The following is a 25819-nucleotide window of genomic DNA, read 5'->3' as shown; positions in this document are numbered from 1 at the left end:
GTCCTCGCTGTGCGGCCAGGCCCCGTCCACCCGGCCCGGGTTCGTCGACCACCTGGTCGCCGCCGGGATCACCTCGATCTCCGTCGACCCCGACGCGGCCGACGCCGTCCGAGCCGATGTCGCGGCCGCCGAACGACGCCTGCTGCTCGCGGCCGCCCGAACCGCCCAGAGAGACCGGAGGGAACGGTCATGATGCACGCACAGGTCGGGGACTGGCTGGTGGTGCCGCCCGGCCCCGGAACCTCGCACCCGCGCCGGGGTCAGATCGTGGGCCTGCTCCACCCCGACGGCACGCCGCCCTACCGGGTCCGTTGGCTCAGCGACGACAACTCCGACGACCACGTCTCGATCATCTACCCGCCCCCGGACGCCCAGCTGCGGGTCGCCCGCCCCGAGTCACCGCTCCGGCTCTGAGCGCCGGCGGACGGCCGGGGCCAGGGACCGGATGAGGTCGGTCGCCGTGACCAGCCCGACCAGCCGGTGGCCTTCGGTGACCAGGACGGCATCGACGCCGGTGGCGTTCATGCTCCGCGCGGCCGTGGAGGACCGGTCGGCGGACCGCAGGGTAGGCACCGGACGGCACAGCGAGCCGACCGTGACCGGGCCGCGCAGCCGCCCCTCGGCCAGGCAGCGGATGATGTCGTGCTCGAAGATCAGGCCCTGGCAGCGGTGCCCCCGCAACACCGGCAGGTGGCGGATCCCGGCGTCGGCGAGCAACCCCAGCGCGACCAGGGCGTCGGCGTCCGGGGTGATACCGACCAGGCGCCGGGTCATCAGGTCGGCGAGCGGCGGGTCCTCGTCGAGCGTCTCCGGAGGTGCCGCGAGTCGCGCATGCTCGGTGCTCATGGGGTCGCTCCTCCCGGGTCGACAAGGATTCAGAATCGAGGATGCGCCGCGCACACCCCCGTGGGCAGGGTCGTCCGTCCGCTGGCCCCGGGCCGATCGACCCTGTCCTGCGTCGCTCACCTCCGCCGACCACGGTGTGCGGAGGTGAGCGGCCATGGCCGAGGTACTCGTGGCGTTCGCGACCAAGATGGGCTCCACCGAGGAGATCGCCGAGGAGCTCAGGGGCGCGCCACTGCCCGCCGGCTTGGGGTGCGCCTGCGGGCCTCAGAGGTCCGGTCAGCTTGACCTATGCACCGGTGGCTGATGGGCTCGCCGATCCCGACGACCACGACTCGCAGTGCCCAGTACATGCCGCCGCTGCCGCGAGAGCCGCGGGACGGTGAACCGCCAGTCCGCGATTGGCTGCGTCGTAGGGCCGCAAAGGTGGGCGTGCACGGCTGAAAATCCGCGAGGGGAGTGGATAGGCGGGCGCGTGCGGTTGGTCAAGTAAGCCGAATCCAGGCGACCCGAGGCAAATCACTATCGTCACTCTCTGTTACCCAACTAAGGTGATCAATTTCGATTCGGCACGTGTCAGGGTTCGCAGAGTCCTGGTGCGAATCACTGGACGCCCGCTCCAGGGAGGTGGAGCGAATATGGAGCGGGCACCCCCTTGTAACAGGCCGCAACCCGACGTAACGTGGCCCAACAGACTTCATATCGGGACGCCTCATCTGCGAGTTCTTGATATTCGCAGGTCGGGTAGTGTTTGGCACTTGGCTGGGGGTCAAGGGGTCGCAGGTTCAAATCCTGTCGTCCCGACGGGAGTAGTGGCTGGTCAGTACGGTGGTTTTCAAGATCACCGTCTGGCCGTGCCAGTTCTGTGCCAGACAGGCCCCAATGGACTTGGTCTGAGCGCGATCATGATCCGGCCGCTCGCCTTCTGCGGGCTTTCGCTCTAGCGGCGCAGAGTTGCGCGGCCTCGGCGAGTTTGCGGGCGAAGTAGTCGGTGATCTCTGACTCGGCGATATAGGTGCGCGCGGGCCTAGTTCTCCATGCGGCGGGCGCCCTCGGGCCAGACCACGGTGACCGAGATGCCCCGCTCGCGGGCCACTTTCACCACGTCGCCGGTGCCACCGCGCCCGTCGGCGGGCTGCCCGTCCCACACCGCGATCATCGCGTCCACCGCGGACAGCACGTGCTCGGACGCGGCCAGGTAGGCGTCCCGGTTGGACTCCGGGTAGGGCATGGTGGTCACATGGTTGGCCTTGCCGATCAGCTCGGTGAACTCGGCGCGGTTGTCTGGCTTGACCTTGCGTTCCTGGTAGTCGGCGGCCGGCAATACCACCTCCAGTTCGCCGCCACCCTCCAGCACGACCCGGGCGAACACCTGGTCGGCGCCCCGGGCTAGGCAGCTCACCCCGACCAGCGGCTCGCTGGTCTCGGTGAGCGCGTCCCGGATCGCGTCGGCCACCAGCGGCACCGACTCCGGGTGAAGGTTGGAATGGCCGGTAATCCCGATACGCACGCGTCGTACCTTCTCACACTCCGGGTCGTGCACCGACCAGCTCGGCTACCTGGCCGCGAGCGGCCCGCACGGCCGGTACCGACGTGAACCCCGTGGCCTCCCGGCTCCAGTCCGCCAGCTTGCGACCGAGCCTGCCGGGGTTGCCGGGGGTGACCGTGGGCAACGCGGTGCCGATCAGAGTGGAGGCATGCTCCGGGTCGCCGGTGATCAGGTGCGCGCGAGCCAGCCCGATCAGGTCGAACGACCGGTTGCGTACCTTTGCCGGGTCGCGTAGCTCCAGCGCCCGGCCGATGTAGGTGACGGCGTGGCGCGCCTGGCCCGGTTCGTGGCGAGCCAGGTCGCGGAATCGAGCGCCTATCACGCCTGCCAGTTCGGCGGCGTCCAGACCGGACAGCCAGCGGGGCTCGGTGTCGAGCGGGCCGGCGTCGGCGAACGAAGATTCGGCGACGTCCACGGCTCGATGGAAGGCGTAGATGTGGCCAAGTTGGGCGTGGCCCCATGCTTCACGGCTGGCCAGCATCGCCCGCAGCCGAGGCGACGCGGCTTGCCGGGTGCCGTGCTGTGCCATGCCGATGATCTCCAGGCCGTCGGTGGGGTTCCCCAGGTCGTAGGACTGCCGGGCCAGCGCGGCCAGGGTGGCGGCGGCGAAGGAGTCCTGGTCGGCGGCCTTGGCCATCCGCACCGCCAAGACGTAGTAGCGCTGCGCGGCAGCGTGGGCGCCTGCGTCGAAATACATCGAGCCGGCGATCTTGGCCAGCTCCGCCCCGGCCAGGAACACCCGTTGGGTGAGCGGGCCATCTCCCGCGCCGCGCAACCGGTCGGTGACCTCGTGGAGCTGGCCAACCACCGCCGCCGGACCAAGTCCGGGGGCCGAACGCCATTGCCGCGGCAGCTCAACCGCTCGCTCCAGTGCCTCGACCTCGGCGATGCCGAACGTTGGCCCGGGCCGGTCGGCCCAGCCGGTCAGCGGCTCCAACCACCCGGCCAACGGGGCCAGCAGCGCCGCGCCGCTCGCGGCGACACCTGAGCCCAGCGCGTCGCGGCGGTTCAGCATGCTGAATCTCACCGCCTCATCCGCCTCGTCCACGATGCCGCCTGGCGACCACGCGCCATCAAGCGTGACCACCATAGCTAGCGACCCACGGCGCCGTGGTGTGACGAACCCCAGCTCGGCATCGTCGCTCGCCCCGAGCACCGCGCGTAGCCCGGCCCGGTAGGCCGCGATCGGGAAACGCACCGCGCCGCGCTCGTACTTGGCGATGTGGTGGCCGTCCAGGTCGTAGCGCTGGCCGGTGGACCGCCATAGCCAGGCGTTGACCGCCTCGGCTAACTCAGAACGCGACATGCATTCGCCCGGGACCACGCGGGACGGGGTGCGCTCACGTGCGGCCCGCAACAGCTTGTTGCCTCCCGCTGACAACGCCACCACCTCCCAGGGGCAAGCAGTGTAGGCCCGGAAACGCCGCCGAGGCCGGCTCAACCGGGGTCCATCACACCAACTGCCCCGACCTGCCCCACCATGCCCGCACTATGGCCCTGCCCGAGATACGTCCTGCCGGTGATTGTTCAAGACCATGAGCATTTACCGCCACTTTCGTCTGTTCGAAGGTGTGCTCGCTAACCCGGCCGAACCGACCCTGCACCAGACCGAGACGCTGACCTTTGGCCTGCTGCCTGACTCGACTGACCGTCACGTGCACGCGGTGTACGACCTGGTCGAGCCATGCCCGCTGACCGTGTGCGGCTTGCGGGTGATCCCGGACATCTCGATGGCTCCGCATATCTACCGCGCGGAGGTTCTGCTGTGCCGCTGCTGCCTGGCCGCGCTGCCCGACGGCGCCGAGCTGCGGCCGGCGGCGGACGAGCGGCGGCGCCACGTTCAGCGCGTGCTCCCGGACGGGTGTCGTCCTCTGGTGACGTTCGAGTCGTGGCGGCTGGCGAATGTTCGGTCACCATTGGGCCTGCATACATGGGCCGCTGCGCGACCTGCCGGCCGTCCGTGACTATCGGACGGGCCTCTCTGAGCGCCCGGGGACGCGGCTGCGGACCGTGTGGGTGGCCACCGGACCGTCGGGCCGGGGCCGGTTGGTGCGGGTGATCCGGTGAGCCGTTCGACTGCTTCGGCATCCCGCTGCCGGACACCTTCCCCCGCGGTCGAGATCGGCGACGACCGCGCATCGAAGATCAGCTACTACCGCGCAACCATCAGCGGCCGGATCGCGGCCGTGCTGGTCGCGATGAACACCACGCCGAGGGAACGCGTCGCGGCGGACATCTCCCGGGCGGCCAGCCAGCCGACAGGGTCCATCGACCAAACGCTACGACGGGCGATCGAGCGCGGGTGGGTTGAGTGCCGTTGGAAGGGCCGGAAGCGTCGCCGCGTCTACAAGCTCACCCCTGAAGGGGTCCGGCGCGCGATCGAACTCGACGGGGCGTCGCCGTGAGCCTCTACCACCTGCACGCCCGCCTGTTCGAAGGCGTGCTCGCCGACCCGAACGCCCGATACGAATTCCAGTCGCGTGAAACCGATGACCTGACCGAAGTCACCGGCGCCGCGAAGGAGCTGGCGGCCCGGGGGTTCACGGTGGTCATCTACGACCACGGCCACGTCGACGCGCTGCCCGGCGCGTGCGACTACCGGGAGATCGCGAAGTATTGGCCCGACGGGCGCGTAGAGCATCACGTGAACCCAAGACCCGACCGACCATGAGCACGTGCCGACGGTGCGGCAGCACCGATCCCACCGTGCGTAACCAGGTGTTCGAGCCCGGCCCCGGGCGTTGGGAGCCGTGTCACCACGGCTGGCACAACGTGACCCGCGTCCTGGACTCCACCCTCGGCCCCCGGGTTTGGACAGTCGCGGCCGGCGGGGGGTCGGGTTCCACCCTCACGTGAAGATGCCCCTCGGACCGGTGCAAGGACGCGACGCCAACACCGGCCCGAGGGGGTCTCCTCAGTCGGTCGCCTTCTGCGGCCGACCCCGAGGCGACTTCGGTTCCGGTTCGACGGTGCCGACCGCTCGCCTGGGTCGTTCGGCTAACGCGTCCGGTATCCGATCGCCGGCCTTGATCAGAGTCGCCGCGCCCGAGCCGAGATCCTCACGTTGGATGAGCATTTCCTCCACGGCAAGCGGTGCGTCCGGTTCGACCGGTGGCGGACCCGGTACCACATTCGCGACATCCGGCTTGTCGGGCGCCCACGGACTACGCGGCGCGGTCATGGCCGCACTCCGGTGAGCACGTTGAACGCGGCCGGTTGGCTGAGCTGCACGTCAGCGCGAATCCAGCACATGAACGCGACCTGACCGAATTCGGCGTATCGCTCGACCAGCGGTGTGATTACCAGCTCGGTGCGCATGCCGAGCCATAGCCGAGACCAGTCCGCGCAATAGATTTCCGAGCAATTGGTGCTGGTGCCCACCGTCAGGTTCACCGGTACCTGATTCGTGGTCAGTGTCCGCGCGTCCGCAAGCTGAGGTGGCGGCACCAGGTACGCCTCGGTACTGGCTTCTTTCAGCTTCGCGAAACTGTTTGCGGTACGCGGAGCCATGATGAATGCGGTCGGTTCGTAATTGCCGCCGCGCAATATCTGCATCGCGTCCAAGAGCGGGTCATAAGAGGTGGGAGCGGTGCCGTTTCCCGTGCCAAGCTCGGTGATCGTCACCCCGGTTGTGTTGCGGACGCCGCGTTGTTCGGGAGCGGTGCCCGACCCTCGCAGCATCACCCGGTGAATCTCTGTCGCTATCTGCGCGGCGAGATCATCGCGCACTTCGGCCGAGCTGATCGCGGTGACCGGCATGGTCCCGAACGTGGGGTAGATGTGGTTCTTGAGCAGCCGCTCGGCAATCGTGGCTTTGACTATCACGCCGCCCTGGTCGATCAGGATGTGTTCCTCGCCGAGGGTCATCTGACCGGCGGCGAGCAACCGCTCGGCCTCCTTTGCCCAGGCCACACCGACGCGCGCGTCGAGATACAGGGTGACGGCATCTCGGTCGGACGCGGCCCCGACCGTGTCGACCTGGGCCGAGGACACCACGACCGCGCCATCCGCGCTGATGGGGCACGCTACAGCCCCACGCCGTGTTGACCAGATTCGGCACACCATCTCTATATCCGTGCTTCAGTTGCATCTCTCTCCGTTTCCGTTCTTATCCGTAGTTCGCATTCGTTAACCGGGTGGCTTGTTGCGTCACGGAGCGGTGGATAACGTTCACATGTCACGCGCTCCGCCTCGGCGGAACCGTGAGGGCTGATCCGTGCCGATGCCCGCTTTCCTGAGATGGTGCTCGGTCGGTACCCGGGGGAGTCAGCCGATACCAGCGGGTGTTAGCGGCCGCACGGTCCCGTCCCGTGGTAATGAAATAGCCGCGTTCGGCGCATTACACACAGCATTACACATATCTCTGTGGAAATGTCAAGCCGGCGACTGCGTAGAGGTCTCGCCGCGCGATCGTGTCGATCTTGATCGGCCTTGGCGTCCAGGTGTGCATACTTGGGCACTCTGCAGAGTGCGACCTCGTTGTGCGTGATCGGCGAGAACGATGGTGTGGGCGTGGAAAGGGCGAGATGAGTTTCCTAAGTCAACCCCCTGCTTGTGTTGATCTTGTTCGGGTGGTGGATGAGGGGGGTCGTAGCAGGACTTGTCGCGCGCCAGCAGGCCCAGATCACGCGCAGCCAGGTGCGGGCGAGGATGCGGATGCTGTGGGGTGGCGTTTGCCGCGCGGGCTCGGGCGTGGTTGTAGATCGCCGCGGCCCAGTCGCTGCTGTGGTGGCTGTTGTCGGCCCAGGTGGTGAGGGCTTGGCGGGCGCGCCGGTTGACCGCATGCCGGAAGTTGACCGTTCGGTGCTTGCCGGATTCGGTGGTGACCGGAGCGACGCCGGTCTCAACCGCGAGCTGCGCACAGCTGGTGGCGCGCTCGAGTATCGGACCGATCTCGCCGATGACCTGGCCGAGGTTGACCGTCCCGATGCGGGGCAGCTTGGCCAGCAGGGGCGCCCAGGGGTGGGTCTTGGTCGCCTCGGCGATGGCGTTCCCTGTCAAGTCAGCGTGTTGATCACCAGCAGCGGGTCCGCCGGCCACGTGGCGGCCCTGTCGGGCCAACCGGCACGGCTTGATCGACCCCTTGCCGCGCTGGCGCCGATCACGAGGCCTGGGGCGCGTCCCGGGCACACGTCAGCTTCTCGCGTATTCCTCCTCGATCGCCGTGGCCGTCGCGCGCAGGGCCGGCAGGGCGACCTCGGCCAGCTCCTCCGGGTCCAGCCGGTCGGCGTGGCTCGACACGTTCAGCGCCGCGGCCGTGCGTCCGTCCGTGGCGCGGACCGGGAGCGCGATCGAACGCAGGCCCGGTTCGAGCTCGCCGTCGGTGATCGCCCAGCCCCGCGACCGCGCTCGCAGCAGTTCCCGGCGCAGCCGGGCCTGGTCGGTGATCGTGCGCGGGGTCAACGGCGGTAGCTGAGCCGAGGCGAGATACCCGTCCAGCCAGTCATCGCTCTGGCCGGCCAGCAGCACCTTCCCCAACGACGTGGCGTAGGCGGGCAGGCGGCTCCCGACCGTCACCGACACGGTCATCAACCGCTTCGTCGGCACCCGCGCCACGTAGACGACCTCGCTGCCGTCCAGTACGGCGAGCGACACCGACTCGCGGACCCGCGCGGCCAGCTCCCGTAGGTGGGGTCGGGCGATCTTTGGGAGCTCCAGCGCCGAGAGGTATGCGTGTCCCAGGCGCGCCACCGGCGGGTGCAGGCGGAACACCTGGCCGTCGGTCCGCAGGTATCCCCGGTCCACCAGCGTGTACAGCAGCCGCCGTGCCGATGCCCGGTCGAGGTCGGTCAACCGCGCGACCTCGCTCAACGTCAGCGCACGACGCTCCGGCCGGAACGCCTCGAGAACCGCCAGGCCCCGCTCGAGCGACGTGACGAGCCCATCCCGATCCACCACGCCCTCCCCGGGACCGTTCGCTGTGCGCATGACCGTGCGAACAGCTGATCGACAATCATGCGGCGCTTGACAAGCGGACCCTATCATCTAACTATGAGCACCATACAAACATTCGTGCTCATAGTGAACAGGGGTAGATGCTCATGAGGGCTGCCGTGACGACGGGATGCCGGGACGTCGAGGTGGCCTCGCGGGCCGCCCCTGAATCTCCGGAGGGTCACGTCCTGGTCTCCGTGGACTGCGTCAGCCTGTGCGGGACGGACGCCCACATCTGGGCCGGCGACTACCCGTCCGCCGCGCCGCCGCTAGTGCAGGGCCACGAGATCGCGGGCCGGGTCGACGGGGCTCTCGTCGTGGTCGACCCGGCTCGGGCGTGTGGCCGCTGCCATGCCTGCCGGGTGGGCCGGGGCAACGCGTGCCGGCGGATGACGGTGCTGGGGGTTCATGCCGACGGTGGGCTGTCGGAGCTGCTCGTCGTGCCCGGATCGGGGGTCCACCGCGCGCCCGGGCTGACGGCGGAGGTCGCGGCGCTGGTCGAACCCACGTCGATCGCGATGCGGGCCGTCGAGCGTTCCGCCGCGAGCTCGGCCACGTACGCGGTGGTGCTGGGCGCGGGCCCGATCGGTGTGCTCGCCACTCGCGCGCTGGCCGACCGGGGCGCGCACGTGCTGGCGGTCGACCGGGTGCGCGAACGGGCGGCCCGAGCCCGCGCGTTCGGGGCGGAGCTGGTCCACGTCGCCGGCCCCGACTTCCCGGGCCGCGAGCAGCGTGTGGAGATCGAGGAGTGGACCGGCGGCGACGGCCCGCATGTCGTGATCGAGGCGACCGGGTCTCCCGGCGCGCTGGCCGCCGCGATCGACCTTGTCGCCGCGGCCGGGACCGTCGTCGCCGTCGGCATCTCGACCGGCCAGGCGCGGCTGTCGATGAGCGCGCTCCCCTACAAGGAGCTGGACCTGCTCGGCAGCCGCAACAGCGGCGGCCTCTTCCCGGCGGCGATCGAGTTCGCGGCACGTCACCAGGCGCTGCTCGCCGGGCTCGTGACGCACCGGTTCCCGCTGGCCCGTGCGCGGGAGGGGCTTGCGCTGGTGCACGACGGCGCCCCCGGGCTGGGCAAGGTTCTGATTTCGGTCGGGGCGTCATGAGCGTGCTCGGCACCCCGCTGCGGCTGGGGCGGCGGACGTTGCGGAACCGGATCGTGGCGGCGCCGATGGAACGCAACTACTGCGACCTGGCGGGTGCGCCGACGCCGCACTACGCCGACCGGCTCGCCGCGGCCGCGCGCGGTGGCAGCGCGCTGGTGTTCTCCGAGGCCTCCTACGTGCGGGCGGACGGCAAGGTGCGACCGCGCCAGCTCGCGGCCGACGACGACCGCGCCGTCCCGGGGCTGCGGCGCCTCGCCGACGCAGTCCACGCGCACGGCGCGCTGTTCGGCATGCAGCTGGTGCACGGGGGTCGGCTGTCCCGGGCCGCCGTCACGGGCCTGACGCCGGTCGCCCCGTCACCGGTCGTGGCCGAGGTCGTCCAGGGGGATCTCCCGGACGAGCTCGACGCGGCGGACATCGCCGACCTGGTCGAGCGGTTCGGTGCGGCCGCACGGCGAAGTGTGCTGGCCGGCGCGGACGTCCTCTCGATCCACGCGGCGCACGGCTACCTGCTCGCGCAGTTCCTGTCGCCGCGCACCAACCGCAGGCGGGACGCCTACCGGGATCCTCGCCGGTTCCTCGCCGAGGTGGTCACGGCCGTGCGCGCGGCGGCGCCCGACGCTGTGGTCGGCATCCGGGTCTCGGCGTACGAAGGGGTCGACGACGGGCTCACTACGGAGCAGACGCTGGGCATCCTCGCCGACGCGGGCACATCCGCGCTGGACTTCGTGGACGTGTCAGCGGGCTGCTACGAAGCCGGCCAGTGGATCACTCCGAGCGGCGAGCTGCCCCGTGGGCTGCACGCGGACACCGCCCGGCGGTTCCGTGCCCTTGGTGTGCCGGTGGGCGTGGCGGGCCGGATCGTCGACGGGACGACCGCCGAATCCATCGTCGCCGGCGGGAAAGCCGACTTCGTCTCGGTCGCCCGCGCGGTGCATGCCGATCCGGAGTGGGCGGCCAAGACCCTGCGCGGCGCCGACCCCCGCCCGTGCATCTCGTGCAACTACTGCGCGGATGCCCTGCGCGGCGGCGAGCCCGTGGGCTGCGCGGTCAATCCCGAGGCGGCGGGCCCGCTCCCGTTGCCCGCCCCGGGCGGGTCGGCGGCGGCCGTGCTCGTCGTCGGCGCCGGGCCCGCGGGTCTGGAGGCCGCGCGGCTCAGCGCGGCCGCGGGGCGCGCGACCAGGCTCGTCGACGCGTCCGACCGGTTGGGCGGCAGCCTCGGCCTCGCGGCGGACCTGCACGAATACCCCGAGTACCACCGAGCCGTCGACTGGTACGCGACGCATCTGGCCGACCTCGGTGTCGTGGTGGAGCTGGAGCGCACCCTGACCCCGACGGAGATCGCCGACCAACCCGAGGACGTCGTCGTGATCGCGACCGGGCTGCCCGGCGTCGTACCGCCTGTAGCCGGTGACGGTGTCTCGCGGGTACAAGACCTGACCACCTGGCTGCGGACCGGCCCGAGGGACGGCCTGGAACCGGAATACGTCGTGTGGGGGGCCGACCGCGACGCGACAGCGGTCGCGGACCACCTGGCCGCGCGCGGCGCACGGGTCACCATGATCGGCACGCAGGCCGAGCCGGCGGAAGAGGTCGGGCCCCGGGCGAAGCTCCTCCCCCTGGCGCGGCTCCGGCACGACCCGAAGGTCCGGCTGGAGATGAACGCGACGGTGGAGTCGGTCGGGGAACGCGACCTCAGCGTCCGCGATGCCGACGGGTTCCGGACCCTCCCGGCCGCCGGTCCCGTCCTGGTCTCGCTGGGAAAGGACGGTGCCGCCGGCTTTGCCCGGCTGGTCGGGCGGCTGGCCCAGCACAAGACGGTGGTCGCGGTCGGTGACGCGGCCGGGCGGGGCGGCTGGGCCGCCACCGCGGTGCGGCACGCCGCCGAGACGGTCACCGCGCTGGTGACGGGACCTTCCCGATGACCCGCGCGGGCGTCGACGTCGTCGTCGCGGGCGGTGGTCCGGCGGGATGCTGCGCCGCCGTCGGCGCGGCCCACGCGGGCGCGCGCGTCGTCCTCCTGGAAAGGGCGCCGTTCCTCGGCGGCACCGCCACCGGCGCGATGGTCGCGAGCTTCATGGGCTTCTACTGGCGGGACGTGCGGGTCGGCGGGGGCGTCGGGTACGAGATCACGCAACGGCTCATCAAGGCGGGCGGCGCCACCGGCTTCACCCCGTATGTGCTGGCGGAGGCGAGCGAGAACCCCGTGCGGGTGCGGACGTTCCCGTTCGATCCCGAGGTGCTCAAGCTGGTCCTGGACGACCTCGTCGAGGAGGCCGGCGTGGACGTCCGGCTGCACACGCAGGCCACCCGCCCCCTGCGGAGCGGAACGACGGTGACCGGCGTGGTGGCCCAGGGTCTCTACGACGTCGAGGAGTTCGCGGCGGGCGCGGTGGTCGACGCCACGGCCAACGCCGTGCTGGCCCGCAAGGCGGGCTCCGCCACGGAGAACGCCGGCGAGGATCCCCGGGCGCGGCAACCGATGACCATGATGGCTCGGCTGTCGCAAGTGGACATCGACCGGTTCCGTGCGCTGCCCCGGGAGGAGAAGCGTCGGCTCGCCCGGGCCGGTGTCGCCGCGGGTGAGCTCGCTCAGCAGCTGCTCTCCGTCGTCAGCTCGCCCGCCGGGAGCGATGCGTTCATCCTCATGACCAGGGTCGCGGGCCTCGACGGCTCGGACAGCCGCGACCTCACGCGCGCCGAGGTCGAGGGGCGCCGCCAGGTCAGGGCCGCCGTGAACTTCCTGCGGCGTGATGTCCCCGGCTTCGAGAACGCCTACGTGTCGAGCCTCGCGCCCTGGATCGGGGTCCGCGAGACGTGGCGTGTGCTCGGCGACCATGTGCTGTCGGAGTCCGACGTGCGGGGCGGACGCCAGTTCGACGACGCGGTCGCCCAGGGCGGCGGACCGCTCGACGTACACCACCCCGACGGCGCCGGGCTCACCCTGGCCGAACCGGCCGCGCCGTTCTCGGTGCCGTACCGGAGCCTGCTGCCGCGCGATGTGGACGGGCTGCTCGTCGCGGGGCGGTGCGCCTCCGCGACCCGGGCCGGCATGGGCGCGATGCGGCACATGGGGACCGCGATGGCCACCGGGCACGCCGCCGGCGTGGCCGCCGCGCTGGCCGCCCAGCACACGACCACGCCTCGCGGGATCCCGGCGCGCGACGTGCGCCGTGTGCTGCGCGACCAGGACGCGATCGTCGATCGCCCGCCTCGCTGATCTCGCAATCCACCCGACCGACGGGAGAACACGATGGACGTCAAAGCCGACCGTCCGCCCACCAAGGCCGCCCGCGCGGCGTTGCTGTCGAGCTTCGCGGGCAGCGTCATCGAGTGGTACAGCTTCCTGCTCTACGGCACGGCGTCCGCGCTGGTGTTCGGGAAGCTGTTCTTTCCGGAGGCAGGTCCGCTGGTCGGCACGATCGCCGCGCTCGCCACCTTCGCGGTGGGCGAGGTCGGCAGGCCGATCGGCGGGCTGGTCTTCGGACACTTCGGCGACCGGGTCGGCCGCAAGTCGGTGCTGATGACCACCATGCTGCTGATGGGCCTCGGCACATTCGCGATCGGCCTGCTGCCCACGTACGCGGCGATCGGCGTGACCGCGCCGGTGCTGCTGGCGACGCTGCGGTTCGTGCAGGGGATCGCCGTCGGCGGTGAGTGGGCCGGCGCGGCGCTGATGGCGGTCGAGCATGCCCCGCCGACGCGCCGGGGCCTGTGGGGGAGCATCTCGCAGCTCGGGTCCGCGTCCGGGCTGCTGCTGTCCACGCCCGTGTTCGCGCTGGTCGCGGCCTTGCCGGAGGACCAGTTCCTGTCCTGGGGCTGGCGCGTGCCGTTCCTGCTGGCGATCGTGCTCGGCGGTATCGGGCTGTTCATCCGCGGCCGGGCGATGGAGACGCCGGTCTTCACCGCCGCGCGCCGCGGCTCCTCGGACGCCGCCCGGTGGCCCATCGCGGATGTGCTCCGGGCAAACCGCCGCGCGGTCCTGCTCGCCATCGGACTCGCGATCGGCCCGCTCGGCGCGCAGATGATCCTCGTGGTGTGGGTGACCGCCTACGCGACCGAGATCGGGTACGACCGGTCGACCACGCTGCTGGCCCTCATCGGTGTCTCCGTCGTGCAGCTCGTGGCGCAGCCGTGGTTCGGGCTGATGGCCGACCGGTTGGGCCGCCGCCCGATCTACCTGGCAGGGGCGCTCGCGCTGGCGGCGAACGGGTTCGTGTCGTTGTGGCTGGTCAACTCCGGGTCCCCGGCGCTGCTGGTGGTGGCGTTCCTGGTCGGCTCGTTCATCTTCAGCACGATGTTCGGCCAGTCCGCGACGCTGCTCGCGGAGCTGTTCCCAACCGAATGCCGGTACACCGGGGTGTCGCTGGCCTATCAGCTCGCGTCCGTCCTCGGCTCCGGTTTCGGTCCGCTCGTCGCCGCCGCGCTCCTGGCGGCCGCCGGTGGCGGCACCCGAACCTGGCTCGTGTCGGCGTTCATCGCCGCCCTGTGCATCCTGAGCGCGGCCTGCACCGTGCTCGTGCCCGAGACCCGCGACCAGGACCTGAACCGGGTGACAACGGAGCCGGCGCGGCCAGGAGCAGTTGTCGATGTGGCGTGAGGAAAGGCAGCACATGACACCGGACCTGACGGCGTCCCGGATCGTCGCGGCTCTCGCCTCCGGTGAGCTGAGCACGGACGAGGTCCTGGCGGCGTCGCTGGAGCGCATCGAGACGGCGGGACGGGCGGTCAACGCGTTCATCAGCGTCCACAAGGGACCGCCCAGCGACGCGCCCGGCCCGCTGCGCGGGGTGCCCGTCGCGGTCAAGGACAACATCGCGGTGGCCGGGGCGCTCATGACGGCGGGTAGCAGGATCCTCGCCGATCACCGGCCGGAGGCGGACGCTGTGGCGGTGCGGCGGTTGCGCAACGCCGGCGCGGTGATCGTGGGCAGCACCAACATGCACGAGTTCGCGTGGGGTGGCACCAGCGAGAACCCGCACTACGGGCCGGTGCGGAACCTGTGGGACCACGGACGCATGGCGGGCGGCTCGTCGGGTGGTGCCGCGGTCGCGGTGGCCACCGGGTGCGTTCCGCTCGCGGTGGGCACGGACACCGCGGGCTCGGTTCGGTTCCCCGCCGCCCTCACCGGCGTGGTCGGCCTGCGCCCGACGGCGGGCTCGATCCCCACCGACGGCACGTTCCCGCTGGCCGCCACGCTCGACACCGTCGGGCCGCTGAGCCGCACGGTGGAGGACAACGCGCGGCTGTTCGCGGTGCTGACCGAGACAGCGTTCGAGCCCGTGACCGACGAGGTCTCCGGCCTGCGTGTCGGCGCCCCCGACGACCTCGTGGCGCAAGCACAGCCGGATGTCGCCCGAGCCGTGGGTGCGGCGCTCGACGCGCTGGTCGCGGCGGGTGCGCGCCACTGTCCGGTCCGGCTGCCGGACGCGGACCTGGCCGCCGCTGCCGCCGCGACGATCACGCTCGCCGAAGCCGCCGCCGTGCACGAGCGCTGGCTGGCGGAGCGACCCGGCGACTACGGCGCCGACGTGCGCGAGCTGCTGTGCCGAGGCATGCGCGTGCCAGCGGTCGAGTACCTCGGCGCGCTGCGTGAGCGCGACCGGGTCCGGCGCGAGGCACTCGACGCGTTCGAGGCCGTCGACGCCGTCCTCACCCCGATGTTGCCGTTCACCGCGCCCCCGCTCGGCTCCGACGAGGTGACCCTCGCCGGGGGCGTTCGGCGCGACCGGTCTCAGGTGATGATGCGGTACTCCGCGCTGGCGTCGGTCGCCGGTCTGCCCGCGCTCAGCGTCCCGTGCGGGCTCGACCGGCAGGGGCTGCCGATCGCGGTGCAGCTCGTCGCGAGGCCGGGCGGTGAACCGGTGCTGTACCGGCTCGGTGCCCGGGTCGAACGGACAGTCGACCTAGGAAGGTGCCCGCTGTGACCGCCGACTGGCCGCCCATCGCCGCTCTCGCCGCCGCGGTGCGGGCGGGCCGCCGCGACGCGCGCGAACCCGCCGAGACGGCGGCGCGCCGCATCACCGCCCTCGATGCCCGGATCGGGGCGTTCACCCGCACCGTCACCCCGAGGGAGGTGCCCGCGCGGGGCGCGCTCGCCGGGGTGCCCTTCGCCGTCAAGGACAACATCGCGGTCGCTGGGCTGGTCACCACCGCGGGCACCCGGGCGGAAAACCACGAACCCGCACCCGAGGACGCGGAGGTGGTCCGGCTGCTCACCGCCGGGGGCGCCGTGCTCGCGGGCACGACGAACATGTCGGAGCTCGCCAGCAGCGCCGTGACCGGCAACCGCCACCACGGCGCGACGCACAACCCGTGCGACCTCGACCGGACGGCCGGAGGGTCCAGCGGCGGCGCCGCGGCGGCGGTGAGCGCGGGCATGGTGCCGTTCGCGGTGGGCACCGACACCGGTGGCTCGGTGCTCGTTCCGGCGGCGCTCACCGGGATCTGCGGGTTGCGTCCCACCGGCGGGCGGCTCGCCACCGACGGGGTTGTGCCGCTGTCCTCCACCCTGGACACGGTCGGGCTGCTGGCACGGCGACCCGGCGACCTCACGGAGGTCCTGCGCGTGTTGACGGCCGGCGAGCGGGCGAGATCGGTGCCGGATCGTCGACAACCGCGCATCGGCGTCCTCGGTGGATGGTTCCGCGACGGCTGCTCGGACGAGGTACGGGACGCGGTCGACGCGGCGGTCCGCGACCTGATCGGCCTCGGCGCCACGGCGCGACCCGTCGAGCTGCCAGGGGCGGACACGATCACCGCCGCCGCGAAGACGATCGTCTGGGCCGAAGCTGCGGTCACCTACCGCGACTTCCCCGATGCCGTGGACAATCCGGCCATCGCCGCCCGGATCCGGGAGGGCGAGGCGACGCCGTTCGCCGCCTACTTGACCGCCCAGCGGGACCGCGCGCGCTGGCAGCGCACGGTGGCGCGCACGTTCACCGACGTCGACGTGCTGGTGAGCCCCACCGCGCCAGTGGTTGCTCCACCGCTGGACACCGATCCGGAAGCGGCAACCCGCGCGCTCGTGCGGCTCACCTACCCGGGGTGCATGGCGGGGACCCCGGTGGTGACCGTCCCCTGCCAGGTGCCCGGCCGGCTGCCGATCGGGCTGCAGCTGATCGGCCCATGGGGCGAGGAGGAGCCGCTGCTCGACCTGGCCGCTCGCTACCTGACCGCGAAGTCCGACGGCGTCGCGTCGATGCCTGGCAGCGGCATCGGCTGAGCGGTCACATCGCGTTCGAGCTGGGCCGCACAGTCCCGCATCGCGGGCACGATCTCGTCGAGCAGCGCGCGCTCGTCCACCCGGTGGGTGTGGGTGCCGATCGAGATCGCCGCCACCACGGCCCCGTCGCAGTCCCGCACCGGTACGGCAACGCTGCGCACGCCCAGCTCCAGTTCCTGGTCGAGCAACGCCCACCCCGCTCGCCGCACCTGGTCGATCCGCTCGGTCAGCGCCTCCGGATCGACAACGGTGCGGTCAGTGTGCGCGACCAGTCGCGCGTGTGCCAAGTAGCCGGCGAGCCGATCCGGGGACAACCCGGACAACAGGACCCGACCCATAGCGGACGCGTACGCGGGCACCCGCGTGCCCGGCGCCAGGGAGATCGTCATGACCCGCCGCACGGCGGCGCGCGCGACGAACACCGCCGCCGACCCGTCGAACACCCCCAGCGAACACGACTGGTCAACGGCGTGGGACAGCTCGTCCAGGTAGGGCTGGGCAAGCTCGGCGAACTCCCACGTGGCGAGCGAGCTGTAGCCGAGTTCCAGCAGCCGGGGCAAGGGCCGATACCGAGCCTCGACCGCTTCGAGGTAGCCCAGACCGTGGAGAGTCAACGCGAGCCGGCGCACGGTGGCGCGATCCAGACCGGTGCGGGCCGCAATCCCGGAGACCGTCAACTCAGGCGCCTCGGCGGAGAAGCACAGCAAGATGTCCAGACCCCGGTCGAAGGCCCGCACATACCGGCCGGGACGCTCCTGGCTCGCTTCGGCTTCTCCCGACATGGACCCCTCCCCAACGGCTGAACAGCCGCGACCCCATTCATCCAACCACGCGAGGCGCCGCGGCTAGCCCAGCCCGTTCTCCCCTTCCACTCCCGCGCAGAGCCGGCTCTCAGCCCTGGCACGCGGTGGGCAGGCTCTCGGGCCGCTCAGCCGCCAGCTCCAGCGCCCCGAAGATGACCTTCACGCGGGTGACGTCAACATTCACTGCCAACTGTGATCTCCCGCTTCGTGTCCGTGCGGCCGCGAGCAGCGCCCTGGGCAGTGACATCGTCGAAGAGACTGGTCAGGTAGGAGGGTTTTCTCCTGGGGTGGCGGCCCGCCCCCGGCTGGTCGTGACCGGCGAGGTCACCGGTGGGCGCGACGTCAACGACGTCGTCGAGCTGGCCGTTGTGCGCGTCGAGCCCACCGGCTGGCCCCGAGCGACCTCAGCGGTGTGCGCGGGGGTGTAGCGCTCGCCCATCACCTGGTCGCTCAGCGGGTCCAGCGCGGCCAGCGCCTCGGCATCCAGGGTGAGCTCCAGCGCGGCCGCGTTCTGCTCCAGCCGGGCCGGGCTGCGGGTGCCCGGAATGGTCGCCACCGCCACCCCGAGCCGCTCGGCCTGGGCGTACACCCAGGCGAGTGCTACCTGGGCCGGGGTGGCACCGAGCCGGTCGGCCACCTCGCGCACGGTATGCGCGATCTTCTCGTTGGCCTCGCCCGCCTCGCCGGCGAAGCAGCTCGCCGTCGACCTCGGACAGGCCAAGATGGCGGGCACTGCCCGCCTCGACCAGCTCGGCCATCGCCCCGACGGTCTCCTCGATCTCCACGTCCTGGGGCGGGCGGTGGGCGTAGTACAGGTCGATCACCTCGACGCCCAGCCGCGGCAGCGAGGCGTCGCAGGCGCGCAGCACGTAGTCTCGGGCACCGCGGATGCGGCGTGCCCGGTCGCCGGCGCTGCGGTCGATACCGAACTTGGTGGCTAGCTGCACCTGGTCCCGGCGGCCGTGGATGGCCCGGCCCACCAGCACCTCGTTGTGCCCGGTGCCGCCGGGGTCCACGTCGAAGGCGGCGAAGCCGTAAGAGTGCCTAGACCCAGGTCTGCTCGCCACCGAATCTCTGCTCCCGCCCTCACGCCGGGTGGCCGCTACGTCCTCACCATGGCGGCGCACACCGACCGCCAGGATGGTCCGAGTTGTCCACAGCTCGTCGCCACCAGGAGTGACGCTAGGTCGTCATCGGGAACGGTGGCCAACAGATGGACCGAGGCGCGCGCACGGAGGCGCGCCAGGCTGTGTGCGCTGCGTTGGAGCCGAACAAGATCAGCGAGTTCTGGTAGATCGACGACATCCCATTCGAGAATCCGAAAGATCGAATGAGACGATACAAAATTTGTAGGGTTCCGTTCGAGATTTCACCGTGAGTTGTTTGTGGCCTGCGGTTTCGCTCGGTGTCTCACCGGCTTTCGGCGGTTCTGTCTTATCGATCTTTCATTTTCTACGGCGTGTCGTCTCGGCGTGAGGATTGAGATGTGTTGCGAGAGTAAGCGAGAGTGAGGTGACAGGGCCGGGCCGGTCCTGGCCTACAGTGTTTGCTCCGGCCTGTCGCGGGTACAGCCACTGGCGTAACACCCGTACTGTGCAACGGTCGTACTGGAGCGCATGGGCATCCATCTGTGGGGCTTTCCGCCACGGCTGATGGCGCCGATCGTGGTCCAGCTCGGGCCGGTGCGGGCGTTGGCCTGGGTGGTCTGGAACATGCCGCGCTACCAGCGCACGCTCAAGCGGTTCGGCCCGGTCCGCACTCACCTGATCTGTACGGCGGTGTCGCTGGTCAACGGCTGCCCGTACTGTGGATCAGGGCATGGGTACGCGTTCGAGCTGGCCTACCTGCATGAGTACGGCTGGCTCTTCCCGCTCGGCAGGTACGACATGATCATGCTTTGCGGGCGGCCGCCCGGGCTCATCCGACACCGCATGGTCGCCGCCACCCAGGCCGCTGGGCTGCACCCCGAGGTGCGCTGGCTGGAACGCGCGATCGAGCTGACCGTCGCCGAGGACGGTCGTCCTACCGACGTCGACGACGTGCGCATCTCCCACCTGGTGCGCATGTTCGGCGTGCTGAACTCGGTCGGCATAGCCGACGGCACGGAGCCGGACCAGGCGCACAGCCCGCTGAACAAGGACCGTGTGTTGAAGCTGCGCTACGCCGGGCTGCGGGCCGTGGTTGGGATCTGACCGGCGCGGTTACGGGGTGACGGCCAAGGTGCCGTGCGCGCCGCGTTCGGCGTCCAGCATGACGTGGGAGACGAAGGGGTAGTGCCCTGGTTCGGGGAAGGTCAGCTCGACGAAGCCGCCTTGCGCAGGGGCGAGGGCCTGTGGGGAGGAGATGAGCAGGCACATCTTGTGCTTGAACGTCGCGAAGTCGGGCAGCGCCGCCTCCAGCTCGGCGAACATCTGGTCGAGCAGCCGCCGGAACCGGGGATGGGCCCGCTCCATTCCCATCATGTTGATCCACAGCCGGCCGCGGCGTACCGCCTCCAGCACCTTCTCGCCCGCGATGCCGGCTCGGTCGACGTGGCCCCAGGTGGACACGTCCTCGCCCATGGTGGTGATGTCGATCCGCGTTGGATCCATCGGCTCGATCAGCCTGGCGAGCGACTCGTCGGAGAACAGGTCCAGCCCGGCAAGGTTGTGCCGAAGCTTGACTGTCTGGTTGTCCCATAACTGAACATCACGGTATGGGATCTCGTCGAATACCTGGGGCACGGCGAAGTTCCCTCCCTACGAGGTTCTTGACATGCGGCGCCCAGAATCAGGCAGGTTCACCGGGGCAGGGAGGGAAAAACGTCACACATTGTGCGAACCATTGACCCACTGGGCGGTCGTGTCCTGTCGGGGTTCAGATCTCGGCGCCGCGGCCCATGAACTGCGCGTCCTCACGCGGTCCGCCCTGGCCGTCACCGGTGTCCCGGTAGTCGGCGATCCATTCGATGGAGCGGAGGTACTTGACCATCTTGTAGCCCACCTGGGTCTCCCGCGCAGACGCAACGGGGCGCCGTGCCGGAGCGGGAGCTATGACGAACCTTCAGTTCCTGGCTTCAGCTCTGCCGGTTTCGGTGGGTTCAGATGATCTATCAAGGTTGCTGAGGTTGGGCTGAGACTGTTCGGTCTTCCTGACTAAGGTGAGTGGGCGCATATCGGTCCAGTTCTTTTCGATGTAGTCGATGCAGCGCTGGCGATCGACATTGGCGAGGGCGATGGTCCAACCGGTGGGGATGTCGGCGAAGGTGGGCCACAATGAATGTTGGCCCTCGATATTGGTCAGGACATGAAAGGTGCCATTCGGGTCGTCAAACGGGTTGTCCATCGTTTCTCCCTGGTTGCAAGGTCTTATGGCTGTCCGGCCGCCTTGACGAGGTCGTTGAGGTGCCGTCGCGAGAGCCTGGACATGGCAGCCTGAGCGTCATCGGCCTGCGTTCCCCGCCCCTCCCGACGCCGCGCGGGGTCGACTGCTTGCCGACCTTCCCGATCGCCGTTGGCGACTCGAGCGGTGTTGCGCCAAGAATGGCATGATCTACGGAACTATGGGTATTGATCTACTCGACCTCCGATGCTTAGATGCAGCGCTTTCAATGATGTCACAGATCAGATGAATCTGGGAGTCGCTTACTGCGCCTCCCGTCGGCAGTGACAGTGCGCTCTCCGCCAGTGCTTCAGTGTTCGGAAATCTAGCGCTTGGAATCTTGTCGGGGTGTAATTGATTGTAAGGTCTTAACTTATGACATCCGGGGGCAAAGTAGGTTCGAGTGAAGATATTCTGACGGGCTAGCGCTTCCTTTATGTCTGACCTTCGCACGTGGGCAATAGGCGTGTTGCCTTCCACGACGATGCTTACGTAGTGGAGGTTGCCGCGCCGACCGTGCTGAGCCTCAATCAATCTGATTCCCGGGACGGACTTTAATCGACTCTTGTAGATCTCGAATCTGCCCCTGTTCTCGGTTAGAATATCACCGAGGTCATCGAGGTACGTGAGCGCCATGGCCGCGGAAACTTCGTGCATTTTGGCGTTCGTGCCCGAGCTGACAACATTCTTGTCGGTGTCGAATCCGAAATTGTGCATGGCGTGGATTTTCTCCGATAATTCTGGATTGTCTGTAAGGATTGCACCACCCTCAAATGCACTCACAATCTTTGTCGCATGAAAACTTACGATCTCGCTCACGCCGCATCCGCCTACCGGTGAACCTTCGACTGTCGCACCGAAGCTTTGCGCCCCGTCAATTAGTAAGAGAACGTCGGCTTCGTTGGCTAGTTCAACGAGACCGAAAGTGTCACACGGGTTTCCCCACAGGTGCACGCCTACGATAGCACTCGTCTTTTCTGTTATGCTGTCTCTCAGGGAGCTTAGATCGATATTGCCGTCCACGCGCGAAACGTCACAAAAGCGAACTTCAAGCCCGATCCAGTCGAATGCGTGAGCTGTGCCGTGAAACGTGAACGATGGAACTATGACTTCACCGGACAGTCCCATCGCCTTTGCTAGAACCTGAAGCGCGGTTGTTGCATTGCAGGTCACGTAGCAATATTTTGCACCGGTTATTTCGCATATTCGTTGCTCAAGCTCCTGTGCGAATGGGCCACGATTGCTAAACCAGTTTCGCTCGAAGATGGCATCCAGTCGGTGATTCAACTTGGTTCTATTAATTTGACGTGGTTTTCCAACGACTACTGGTTCACCGACTCCATCTATCACAGCACACCCACTTTGCGTAACGTGAGACTTTTCAAAAGGTTTGTTCTGGTGGATATTCGGCAGTGGCCGTGACGAGGCGATGGGCGACCGCGCTGACTGGTGGCATGGCGGCCATCTCCGCGCGCACCTCAGCTGCCGCCTCGGACATTTTCTCGTCATAAAGCAGGCGATCGAGTTGTTCGCGCAGCGTAACGGTGTCGAGCTGGTCCTCCGGCAGATGAACGCCGACTCCGCGAGCGGCGACAGCGGTCGCGTTAACCGGTTGGTCCGCAAACTGCGGTATAATCATCTGCGGCACGCCCGCCGCCAGCGCTGTGAACATAGTACCGGAGCCACCGTGGTGGATAACCGCCGAACATGTCGACAACACCGCGTTGAGCGGTAGCCATCCGACGGAGCGAACATTATCTGGTAGTGTTTGTGGGACGTTCTTGGCGCCACCGAGGAGAATCACCTCGGCCTCGAATGCGGAGAGGGTCTCGATAGCGCCCTCAAGTAGGTCGGCGTTACTGTGTTCGGGTACTATGGTTCCGGCCGTGAGGCAGACTCGTGGCCGCTCCGGGTGTTCGAGGAGCCATTCTGGCACTATCGCTTCGTTGTTGTAGGGGACAAATCGCATTGGCCAGTCGAAGTCATATGAATCTTTCCTTATGCTTGCTGGGCATATGTTGATGATTGCTGTTGGCTCGCATGGCTCGCCGACGAGCCCGTATCGTCTCCGCACATCGTTTATGGCTTCCGGTGTGGGCTCCATGACCATGTGCCACGCGCATATGTCATGCCTGAAGGCAGGTATTCCGACCGCCTTGGCCGCCAATAGGCCGACAGCCATGTATGCCTCGTACAATATGGCGTCCGCTCTCCACCTCGTCGCCACCCGGATGATCGCGTCCACGGTGATGCCCCAGATCGCGGTGAAGAACTTGTTGTGTCGGTCGAGCGCCTCGCGTACCGCTGGTGATTCAGCTGTGTCCGGGCTGGTCCGTGAATTTCGTAGTCGTTCAATAAGGGCGTCGAGCGCGACCACGTCATCGATCGAGATCTTTCCCGATGCGGGTGGCTGCGACTGTATCCGGGCTTGCTTGAGGATGTCCCCTTCGGCGATCTTGATGACTCCCATTCCGGCGCGAGTCGCGAACTCAACGGCCTCACCCGCGGTTGCGAAAAGAACGTCGTGGCCGGCGGCCCGCAATGTCCACGCGAGCGGCACAAGTGGCAATGTGTGCCCGACGGTCGGAAGAGTGACCACGAGTATCCGCATGTCTTCATTCCTTAACGTTGACGCCGACGCGAAACAGTGCCTGACACGGCACTAGACCGGCTGGCCCATGAAGATGGCCCCCTTCGGCGGCTCTTGGGGGAGGGGGACGAAGCCCACGCGCCGGTAGAACCGCTGGGCCGAGCTGTTGGAGACGCCGGTGGTCAGGTGCATGCCGGGCACCCCGGCCGTGCGTAGCGCGGCGCGGAAGGTCTCTATCAATGCCCGGCCGTAACCATTGCCTCGGGCCTCCGGTAGGAGGTCGATGTGCAGGTGGGCCGGGTATTCGTCCGCCAGCTCGGGGTGGGACATCCACTCGGGGCGGTTGAGCAGGTGCACCAGCCATTCGTCGGAGGGTGCCTGGCTGGGCCGGGCGACCCGAGGCAGCCACCGTTCGCGGTAGGCCGCGACGAATCGGGCGGTGTCTGCCGTACCCAGGATGTAGCCGACCGGACGGTGGACCGCCGCCAGGACGAAGGCCAGCTCCGGCTCCAGGGCGAGGTAAGGCCCGACGAACAGGTCGGGCAACAGCCGAGGATCGTGCAACTGCTCGGAGATGTCGTCGCCCCGGTCCCCGGTCCGCACGCAGATGTCGTAGATGGCGTCGTGGTCCGTCTCCCGGTACGGGCGGATGGTCAGCGCGGCCGGCGCGGTCATCGTGGCGTCACCTCTGTTCCAGCCGGCGGGCCAGCAGCGGAGCGATTTCGGCAAGGGGGCCGGGCTCCAACATCTCGTCGTGCGCGCAGTCCACGAGAATCTCCTCGATCACGCCGTCCACGTGTGGTGCCCAGGCCTTCACGGCCGAGCCGTTGCGGTCCTTGCCCCGGAGCGCGGTGAAGAACAGCACATCCCCGCGGAACTGGCCGGGGGTGTGGGCGCGGATGAGCTGGTCGTTGTTGCGGATCACCGCCGGGAGCGCGGCGAAGTGCCGCTCGTCCAGTTCGGCCAGCACGCTGCCGGTGCGCCGGGCGATCGCCGCGGCTCGGGCCGGCGTCAGCGGACCCCCGAGCAGGTGCTCTGGCGGGCAGCCGCCTCTTTCCAGCAGGTCACGAAGGATCTCGTGGTCATCCGGGAGCGGGTCGTGCGCGGCTTGGTCGCCGGTGTGCACCGGGAGGCTGTCGAGCACCGCCAGCAGGGCAACCTCCTCGCCTTGCTCCTGTAGCCTGCCCGCCATCGCGTGTGCGGCGACCCCGCCGAAGGACCAACCGAGCAGGTTGTAAGGGCCGGACGGCTGTATCGCGCGGAGCTGTGCCAGGTAATCCACGGCCAGCTCGTCCATGGTGGCCGCGGGCCGGTCGCCCGGCTCCAAGCCGCGGGACTGTAACGCGTAGACCGGAAGGTCGGTCGGCAGGTGCCGCAGCAGCGCGGAGTAGCGCCAACCGAGCGCACCTCCGGGATGCACGCAGAACAGGGGCGCGCGGCCGCCCCGTGTCCGGATGGGCAGCAGGACGTCGAGTTGCCCTCGGCCTTCCGGGGCGGCGCGGCGCGTGGCCGGGTCAGCCTGGCGACTGCCCGGAGCCTCTTGGCCGGCGAGGTGCTCGCCCAGGGCGGCCACGGTGGGCATCTCGAACAGGGTCCGGACCGGCAGCCGCGCACCGAAGGCAGCCTGCACCCTGCTGATCAGCCGGGCAGCGGTGAGGGAGTGGCCGCCCATCTCGAAGAAGCCGTCGTCGATCCCGATCCGCTCGATGCCCAGCGCCTCGGCGAAGAGGGCGCAGAGGCGTTCCTCGAGCGGGTTGCGGGGAGCTCGGGAGCCCGGGTTGGGGGTGTGATCGGGGACCGGAAGCGCCCGGTGGTCGAGCTTGTCGTTGGCGGTGAGCGGGAGCATGTCCAGCACGACGATCGCGGCCGGGACCATGTAGTCGGGCAGCCGCGTGGTCAGGTGGGTGCGGAGAGCGGCCACGTCGACCGTCCCCCCGGTGGAGGGTGTGACGTAGGCGGCCACCTGACGCTCGCCTTGGCGGTCCTCTCGGGCGGTGACGGCGGCTTGGGCGACTGTCGGGTGGGAGGCCAGGGCGGCCTCGATCTCGCCTGGTTCGATGCGGTAGCCGCGGATCTTGATTTGGGTGTCGTTGCGGCCGAGGAACTCCAGGTCGCCGCGGTTGTTCCAGCGCACTAGGTCTCCGGTGCGGTACATGCGTTGGCCGGGGGTGGTGGTGTAGGGGTTGGCGAGGAAGTGGGTGGCGGTGTGGGCTGGGTGGTTGTGGTAGCCGCGGGCGAGGTGGGGGCCGGCGAGGTAGAGCTCGCCGGTGACGCCGGTGGGGGTGGGGCGTAGGGCGGGGTCGAGGACGTAGGCGTGGGTGTTGGCGAGCGGGTGGCCGATGACGGGGTGCTCGGCGTCGGTGATGCGGGCGGCCAGGGCGTCCACGGTGCACTCGGTCGGCCCGTAGA

The 25819-nt window shown here is 69.2% G+C and carries 28 protein-coding genes, 1 tRNA gene and 1 pseudogene; 14 read left to right on the top strand and 16 right to left on the bottom strand.

The features are described from left to right. Positions 1 to 193, top strand: a 193-nt coding sequence (locus N912_RS0147115) for a hypothetical protein (RefSeq protein ID WP_028927893.1), incomplete at its 5' end; no start/stop codon positions are given. Continuing rightward, complete coding sequence (locus N912_RS59300) at positions 190 to 414, top strand: DUF1918 domain-containing protein (protein ID WP_084212081.1); 225 nt, start codon at positions 190 to 192, stop codon at positions 412 to 414. The genes N912_RS0147115 and N912_RS59300, both read left to right, overlap by 4 nt. Here the strand turns inward: N912_RS59300 and N912_RS0147105 are convergent. Continuing rightward, complete coding sequence (locus tag N912_RS0147105) at positions 397 to 846, bottom strand: CBS domain-containing protein (protein WP_028927892.1); 450 nt, start codon at positions 844 to 846, stop codon at positions 397 to 399. The two genes, N912_RS59300 and N912_RS0147105, sit on opposite strands and share 18 nt — an antisense overlap. A 154-nt stretch (positions 847 to 1000) precedes the next feature. Here N912_RS0147105 and N912_RS64310 point away from each other — a divergent pair, with 154 nt between their 5' ends. After that, positions 1001 to 1150 carry a hypothetical protein gene (locus tag N912_RS64310; protein WP_156994435.1) on the top strand — a complete coding sequence of 50 codons (150 nt, stop codon included), beginning with the start codon at positions 1001 to 1003 and terminating at the stop codon, positions 1148 to 1150. Positions 1151 to 1584: 434 nt separating this feature from the next. Next, a tRNA-Leu gene (locus N912_RS64305) sits at positions 1585 to 1647 on the top strand. A gap of 223 nt (positions 1648 to 1870) precedes the next feature. Here the strand turns inward: N912_RS64305 and N912_RS0147095 are convergent. Both N912_RS0147095 and N912_RS59295 read right to left on the bottom strand, forming a co-directional pair. Further along, positions 1871 to 2353, bottom strand: a complete 483-nt coding sequence (locus N912_RS0147095) for a hypothetical protein (protein WP_028927891.1) — start codon at positions 2351 to 2353, stop codon at positions 1871 to 1873. Positions 2354 to 2366: 13 nt separating this feature from the next. Further along, entirely contained in the window at positions 2367 to 3698 is a 1332-nt protein-coding gene (locus N912_RS59295) for an NsdA family TPR-like regulatory protein (protein WP_051581787.1), read from the bottom strand. 229 nt (positions 3699 to 3927) lie between these two features. On the opposite strand from N912_RS59295, the gene N912_RS64300 reads away from it, so the two are divergent. From N912_RS64300 to N912_RS0147075, 3 genes are all read left to right on the top strand, one after another. Continuing rightward, the gene (locus tag N912_RS64300; RefSeq protein ID WP_028927890.1) at positions 3928 to 4356 is read left to right on the top strand and encodes a hypothetical protein; all 429 of its coding nucleotides are present in this window, start codon (positions 3928 to 3930) and stop codon (positions 4354 to 4356) included. A gap of 99 nt (positions 4357 to 4455) precedes the next feature. Then, on the top strand, positions 4456 to 4797 hold the full coding sequence (locus N912_RS64295; protein WP_156994434.1) for a PadR family transcriptional regulator: 342 nt from the start codon (positions 4456 to 4458) through the stop codon (positions 4795 to 4797). Next, positions 4794 to 5063: a hypothetical protein gene (locus tag N912_RS0147075; RefSeq protein ID WP_028927889.1), complete on the top strand. Its 270-nt coding sequence runs from the start codon at positions 4794 to 4796 to the stop codon at positions 5061 to 5063. Before N912_RS64295 ends, N912_RS0147075 begins: the two co-directional genes overlap by 4 nt. 506 nt (positions 5064 to 5569) lie before the next feature. Here the strand turns inward: N912_RS0147075 and N912_RS0147070 are convergent. From N912_RS0147070 to N912_RS0147060, 3 genes are all read right to left on the bottom strand, one after another. Then, entirely contained in the window at positions 5570 to 6388 is an 819-nt protein-coding gene (locus N912_RS0147070) for a phage major capsid protein (RefSeq protein ID WP_169748086.1), read from the bottom strand. A gap of 378 nt (positions 6389 to 6766) precedes the next feature. Further along, the gene (locus N912_RS63070; protein WP_245645956.1) at positions 6767 to 7393 is read right to left on the bottom strand and encodes an IS110 family transposase; all 627 of its coding nucleotides are present in this window, start codon (positions 7391 to 7393) and stop codon (positions 6767 to 6769) included. Positions 7394 to 7525: 132 nt separating this feature from the next. Next, positions 7526 to 8287: an IclR family transcriptional regulator domain-containing protein gene (locus tag N912_RS0147060; protein ID WP_245645955.1), complete on the bottom strand. Its 762-nt coding sequence runs from the start codon at positions 8285 to 8287 to the stop codon at positions 7526 to 7528. Positions 8288 to 8433: 146 nt separating this feature from the next. Between N912_RS0147060 and N912_RS59290 the strand changes: the two genes are divergently transcribed. The 6 genes from N912_RS59290 to N912_RS59275 are packed head-to-tail and all read left to right on the top strand — an operon-like array spanning position 8434 to position 16657. Next, on the top strand, positions 8434 to 9432 hold the full coding sequence (locus N912_RS59290; protein ID WP_169748085.1) for a zinc-binding dehydrogenase: 999 nt from the start codon (positions 8434 to 8436) through the stop codon (positions 9430 to 9432). Then, on the top strand, positions 9429 to 11357 hold the full coding sequence (locus N912_RS0147050; RefSeq protein ID WP_028927885.1) for an oxidoreductase: 1929 nt from the start codon (positions 9429 to 9431) through the stop codon (positions 11355 to 11357). The genes N912_RS59290 and N912_RS0147050 overlap by 4 nt, the downstream gene beginning before the upstream one ends. After that, positions 11354 to 12652: an FAD-dependent oxidoreductase gene (locus N912_RS59285; RefSeq protein WP_051581783.1), complete on the top strand. Its 1299-nt coding sequence runs from the start codon at positions 11354 to 11356 to the stop codon at positions 12650 to 12652. Before N912_RS0147050 ends, N912_RS59285 begins: the two co-directional genes overlap by 4 nt. 33 nt (positions 12653 to 12685) lie before the next feature. Next, the gene (locus N912_RS0147040; protein WP_084212071.1) at positions 12686 to 14032 is read left to right on the top strand and encodes an MFS transporter; all 1347 of its coding nucleotides are present in this window, start codon (positions 12686 to 12688) and stop codon (positions 14030 to 14032) included. A gap of 13 nt (positions 14033 to 14045) precedes the next feature. After that, positions 14046 to 15359 (top strand): amidase, encoded by a 1314-nt coding sequence (locus N912_RS59280; RefSeq protein ID WP_037070305.1) that lies wholly within the window; start codon positions 14046 to 14048, stop codon positions 15357 to 15359. Further along, positions 15356 to 16657, top strand: a complete 1302-nt coding sequence (locus N912_RS59275; protein ID WP_037070304.1) for an amidase — start codon at positions 15356 to 15358, stop codon at positions 16655 to 16657. The genes N912_RS59280 and N912_RS59275 overlap by 4 nt, the downstream gene beginning before the upstream one ends. Here the strand turns inward: N912_RS59275 and N912_RS59270 are convergent. The 3 genes and pseudogenes from N912_RS59270 to N912_RS66320 form a co-directional block, all read right to left on the bottom strand. After that, positions 16600 to 17439: an IclR family transcriptional regulator domain-containing protein gene (locus tag N912_RS59270; RefSeq protein ID WP_064745593.1), complete on the bottom strand. Its 840-nt coding sequence runs from the start codon at positions 17437 to 17439 to the stop codon at positions 16600 to 16602. The two genes, N912_RS59275 and N912_RS59270, sit on opposite strands and share 58 nt — an antisense overlap. Positions 17440 to 17722: 283 nt before the next feature. Next, positions 17723 to 18193, bottom strand: a complete 471-nt coding sequence (locus N912_RS66325; RefSeq protein WP_245645953.1) for an aldo/keto reductase — start codon at positions 18191 to 18193, stop codon at positions 17723 to 17725. Positions 18194 to 18209: 16 nt separating this feature from the next. Beyond that, a pseudogene (locus N912_RS66320) lies at positions 18210 to 18407 on the bottom strand (aldo/keto reductase); the annotation flags it as partial. A 669-nt stretch (positions 18408 to 19076) separates the two neighbouring features. Here N912_RS66320 and N912_RS0147000 point away from each other — a divergent pair. Then, the gene (locus N912_RS0147000) at positions 19077 to 19652 is read left to right on the top strand and encodes a carboxymuconolactone decarboxylase family protein (protein ID WP_028927881.1); all 576 of its coding nucleotides are present in this window, start codon (positions 19077 to 19079) and stop codon (positions 19650 to 19652) included. A 9-nt stretch (positions 19653 to 19661) separates the two neighbouring features. Here N912_RS0147000 and N912_RS0146995 read toward each other — a convergent pair whose 3' ends face one another. From N912_RS0146995 to N912_RS59255, 7 genes are all read right to left on the bottom strand, one after another. Next, positions 19662 to 20183 (bottom strand): cupredoxin domain-containing protein, encoded by a 522-nt coding sequence (locus N912_RS0146995; protein ID WP_028927880.1) that lies wholly within the window; start codon positions 20181 to 20183, stop codon positions 19662 to 19664. A gap of 133 nt (positions 20184 to 20316) precedes the next feature. Then, positions 20317 to 20442 (bottom strand): hypothetical protein, encoded by a 126-nt coding sequence (locus N912_RS66700; protein WP_281176413.1) that lies wholly within the window; start codon positions 20440 to 20442, stop codon positions 20317 to 20319. Positions 20443 to 20502: 60 nt separating this feature from the next. After that, positions 20503 to 20784 (bottom strand): MbtH family protein, encoded by a 282-nt coding sequence (locus tag N912_RS63065; protein ID WP_084212065.1) that lies wholly within the window; start codon positions 20782 to 20784, stop codon positions 20503 to 20505. 207 nt (positions 20785 to 20991) lie between these two features. After that, positions 20992 to 22170 carry an aminotransferase class V-fold PLP-dependent enzyme gene (locus N912_RS63060; RefSeq protein ID WP_169748084.1) on the bottom strand — a complete coding sequence of 393 codons (1179 nt, stop codon included), beginning with the start codon at positions 22168 to 22170 and terminating at the stop codon, positions 20992 to 20994. Between the two features lie 31 nt (positions 22171 to 22201). Then, positions 22202 to 23431 (bottom strand): nucleotide disphospho-sugar-binding domain-containing protein, encoded by a 1230-nt coding sequence (locus N912_RS63055; RefSeq protein WP_084212063.1) that lies wholly within the window; start codon positions 23429 to 23431, stop codon positions 22202 to 22204. A gap of 51 nt (positions 23432 to 23482) precedes the next feature. Continuing rightward, positions 23483 to 24085 (bottom strand): GNAT family N-acetyltransferase, encoded by a 603-nt coding sequence (locus tag N912_RS59260; protein ID WP_037070302.1) that lies wholly within the window; start codon positions 24083 to 24085, stop codon positions 23483 to 23485. A gap of 7 nt (positions 24086 to 24092) precedes the next feature. After that, positions 24093 to 25819 (bottom strand): alpha/beta fold hydrolase (locus tag N912_RS59255; protein ID WP_037070300.1); only part of this gene is annotated, 1727 nt, incomplete at its 5' end.

This window comes from Actinospineispora acaciae DSM 45401 (assembly GCF_000620785.1).
GTDB lineage: Bacteria > Actinomycetota > Actinomycetes > Mycobacteriales > Pseudonocardiaceae > Pseudonocardia > Pseudonocardia acaciae.
The sequence above is the reverse complement of the archived record's forward strand: the minus strand, read 5'-3'. Positions and strand labels throughout refer to the sequence as shown.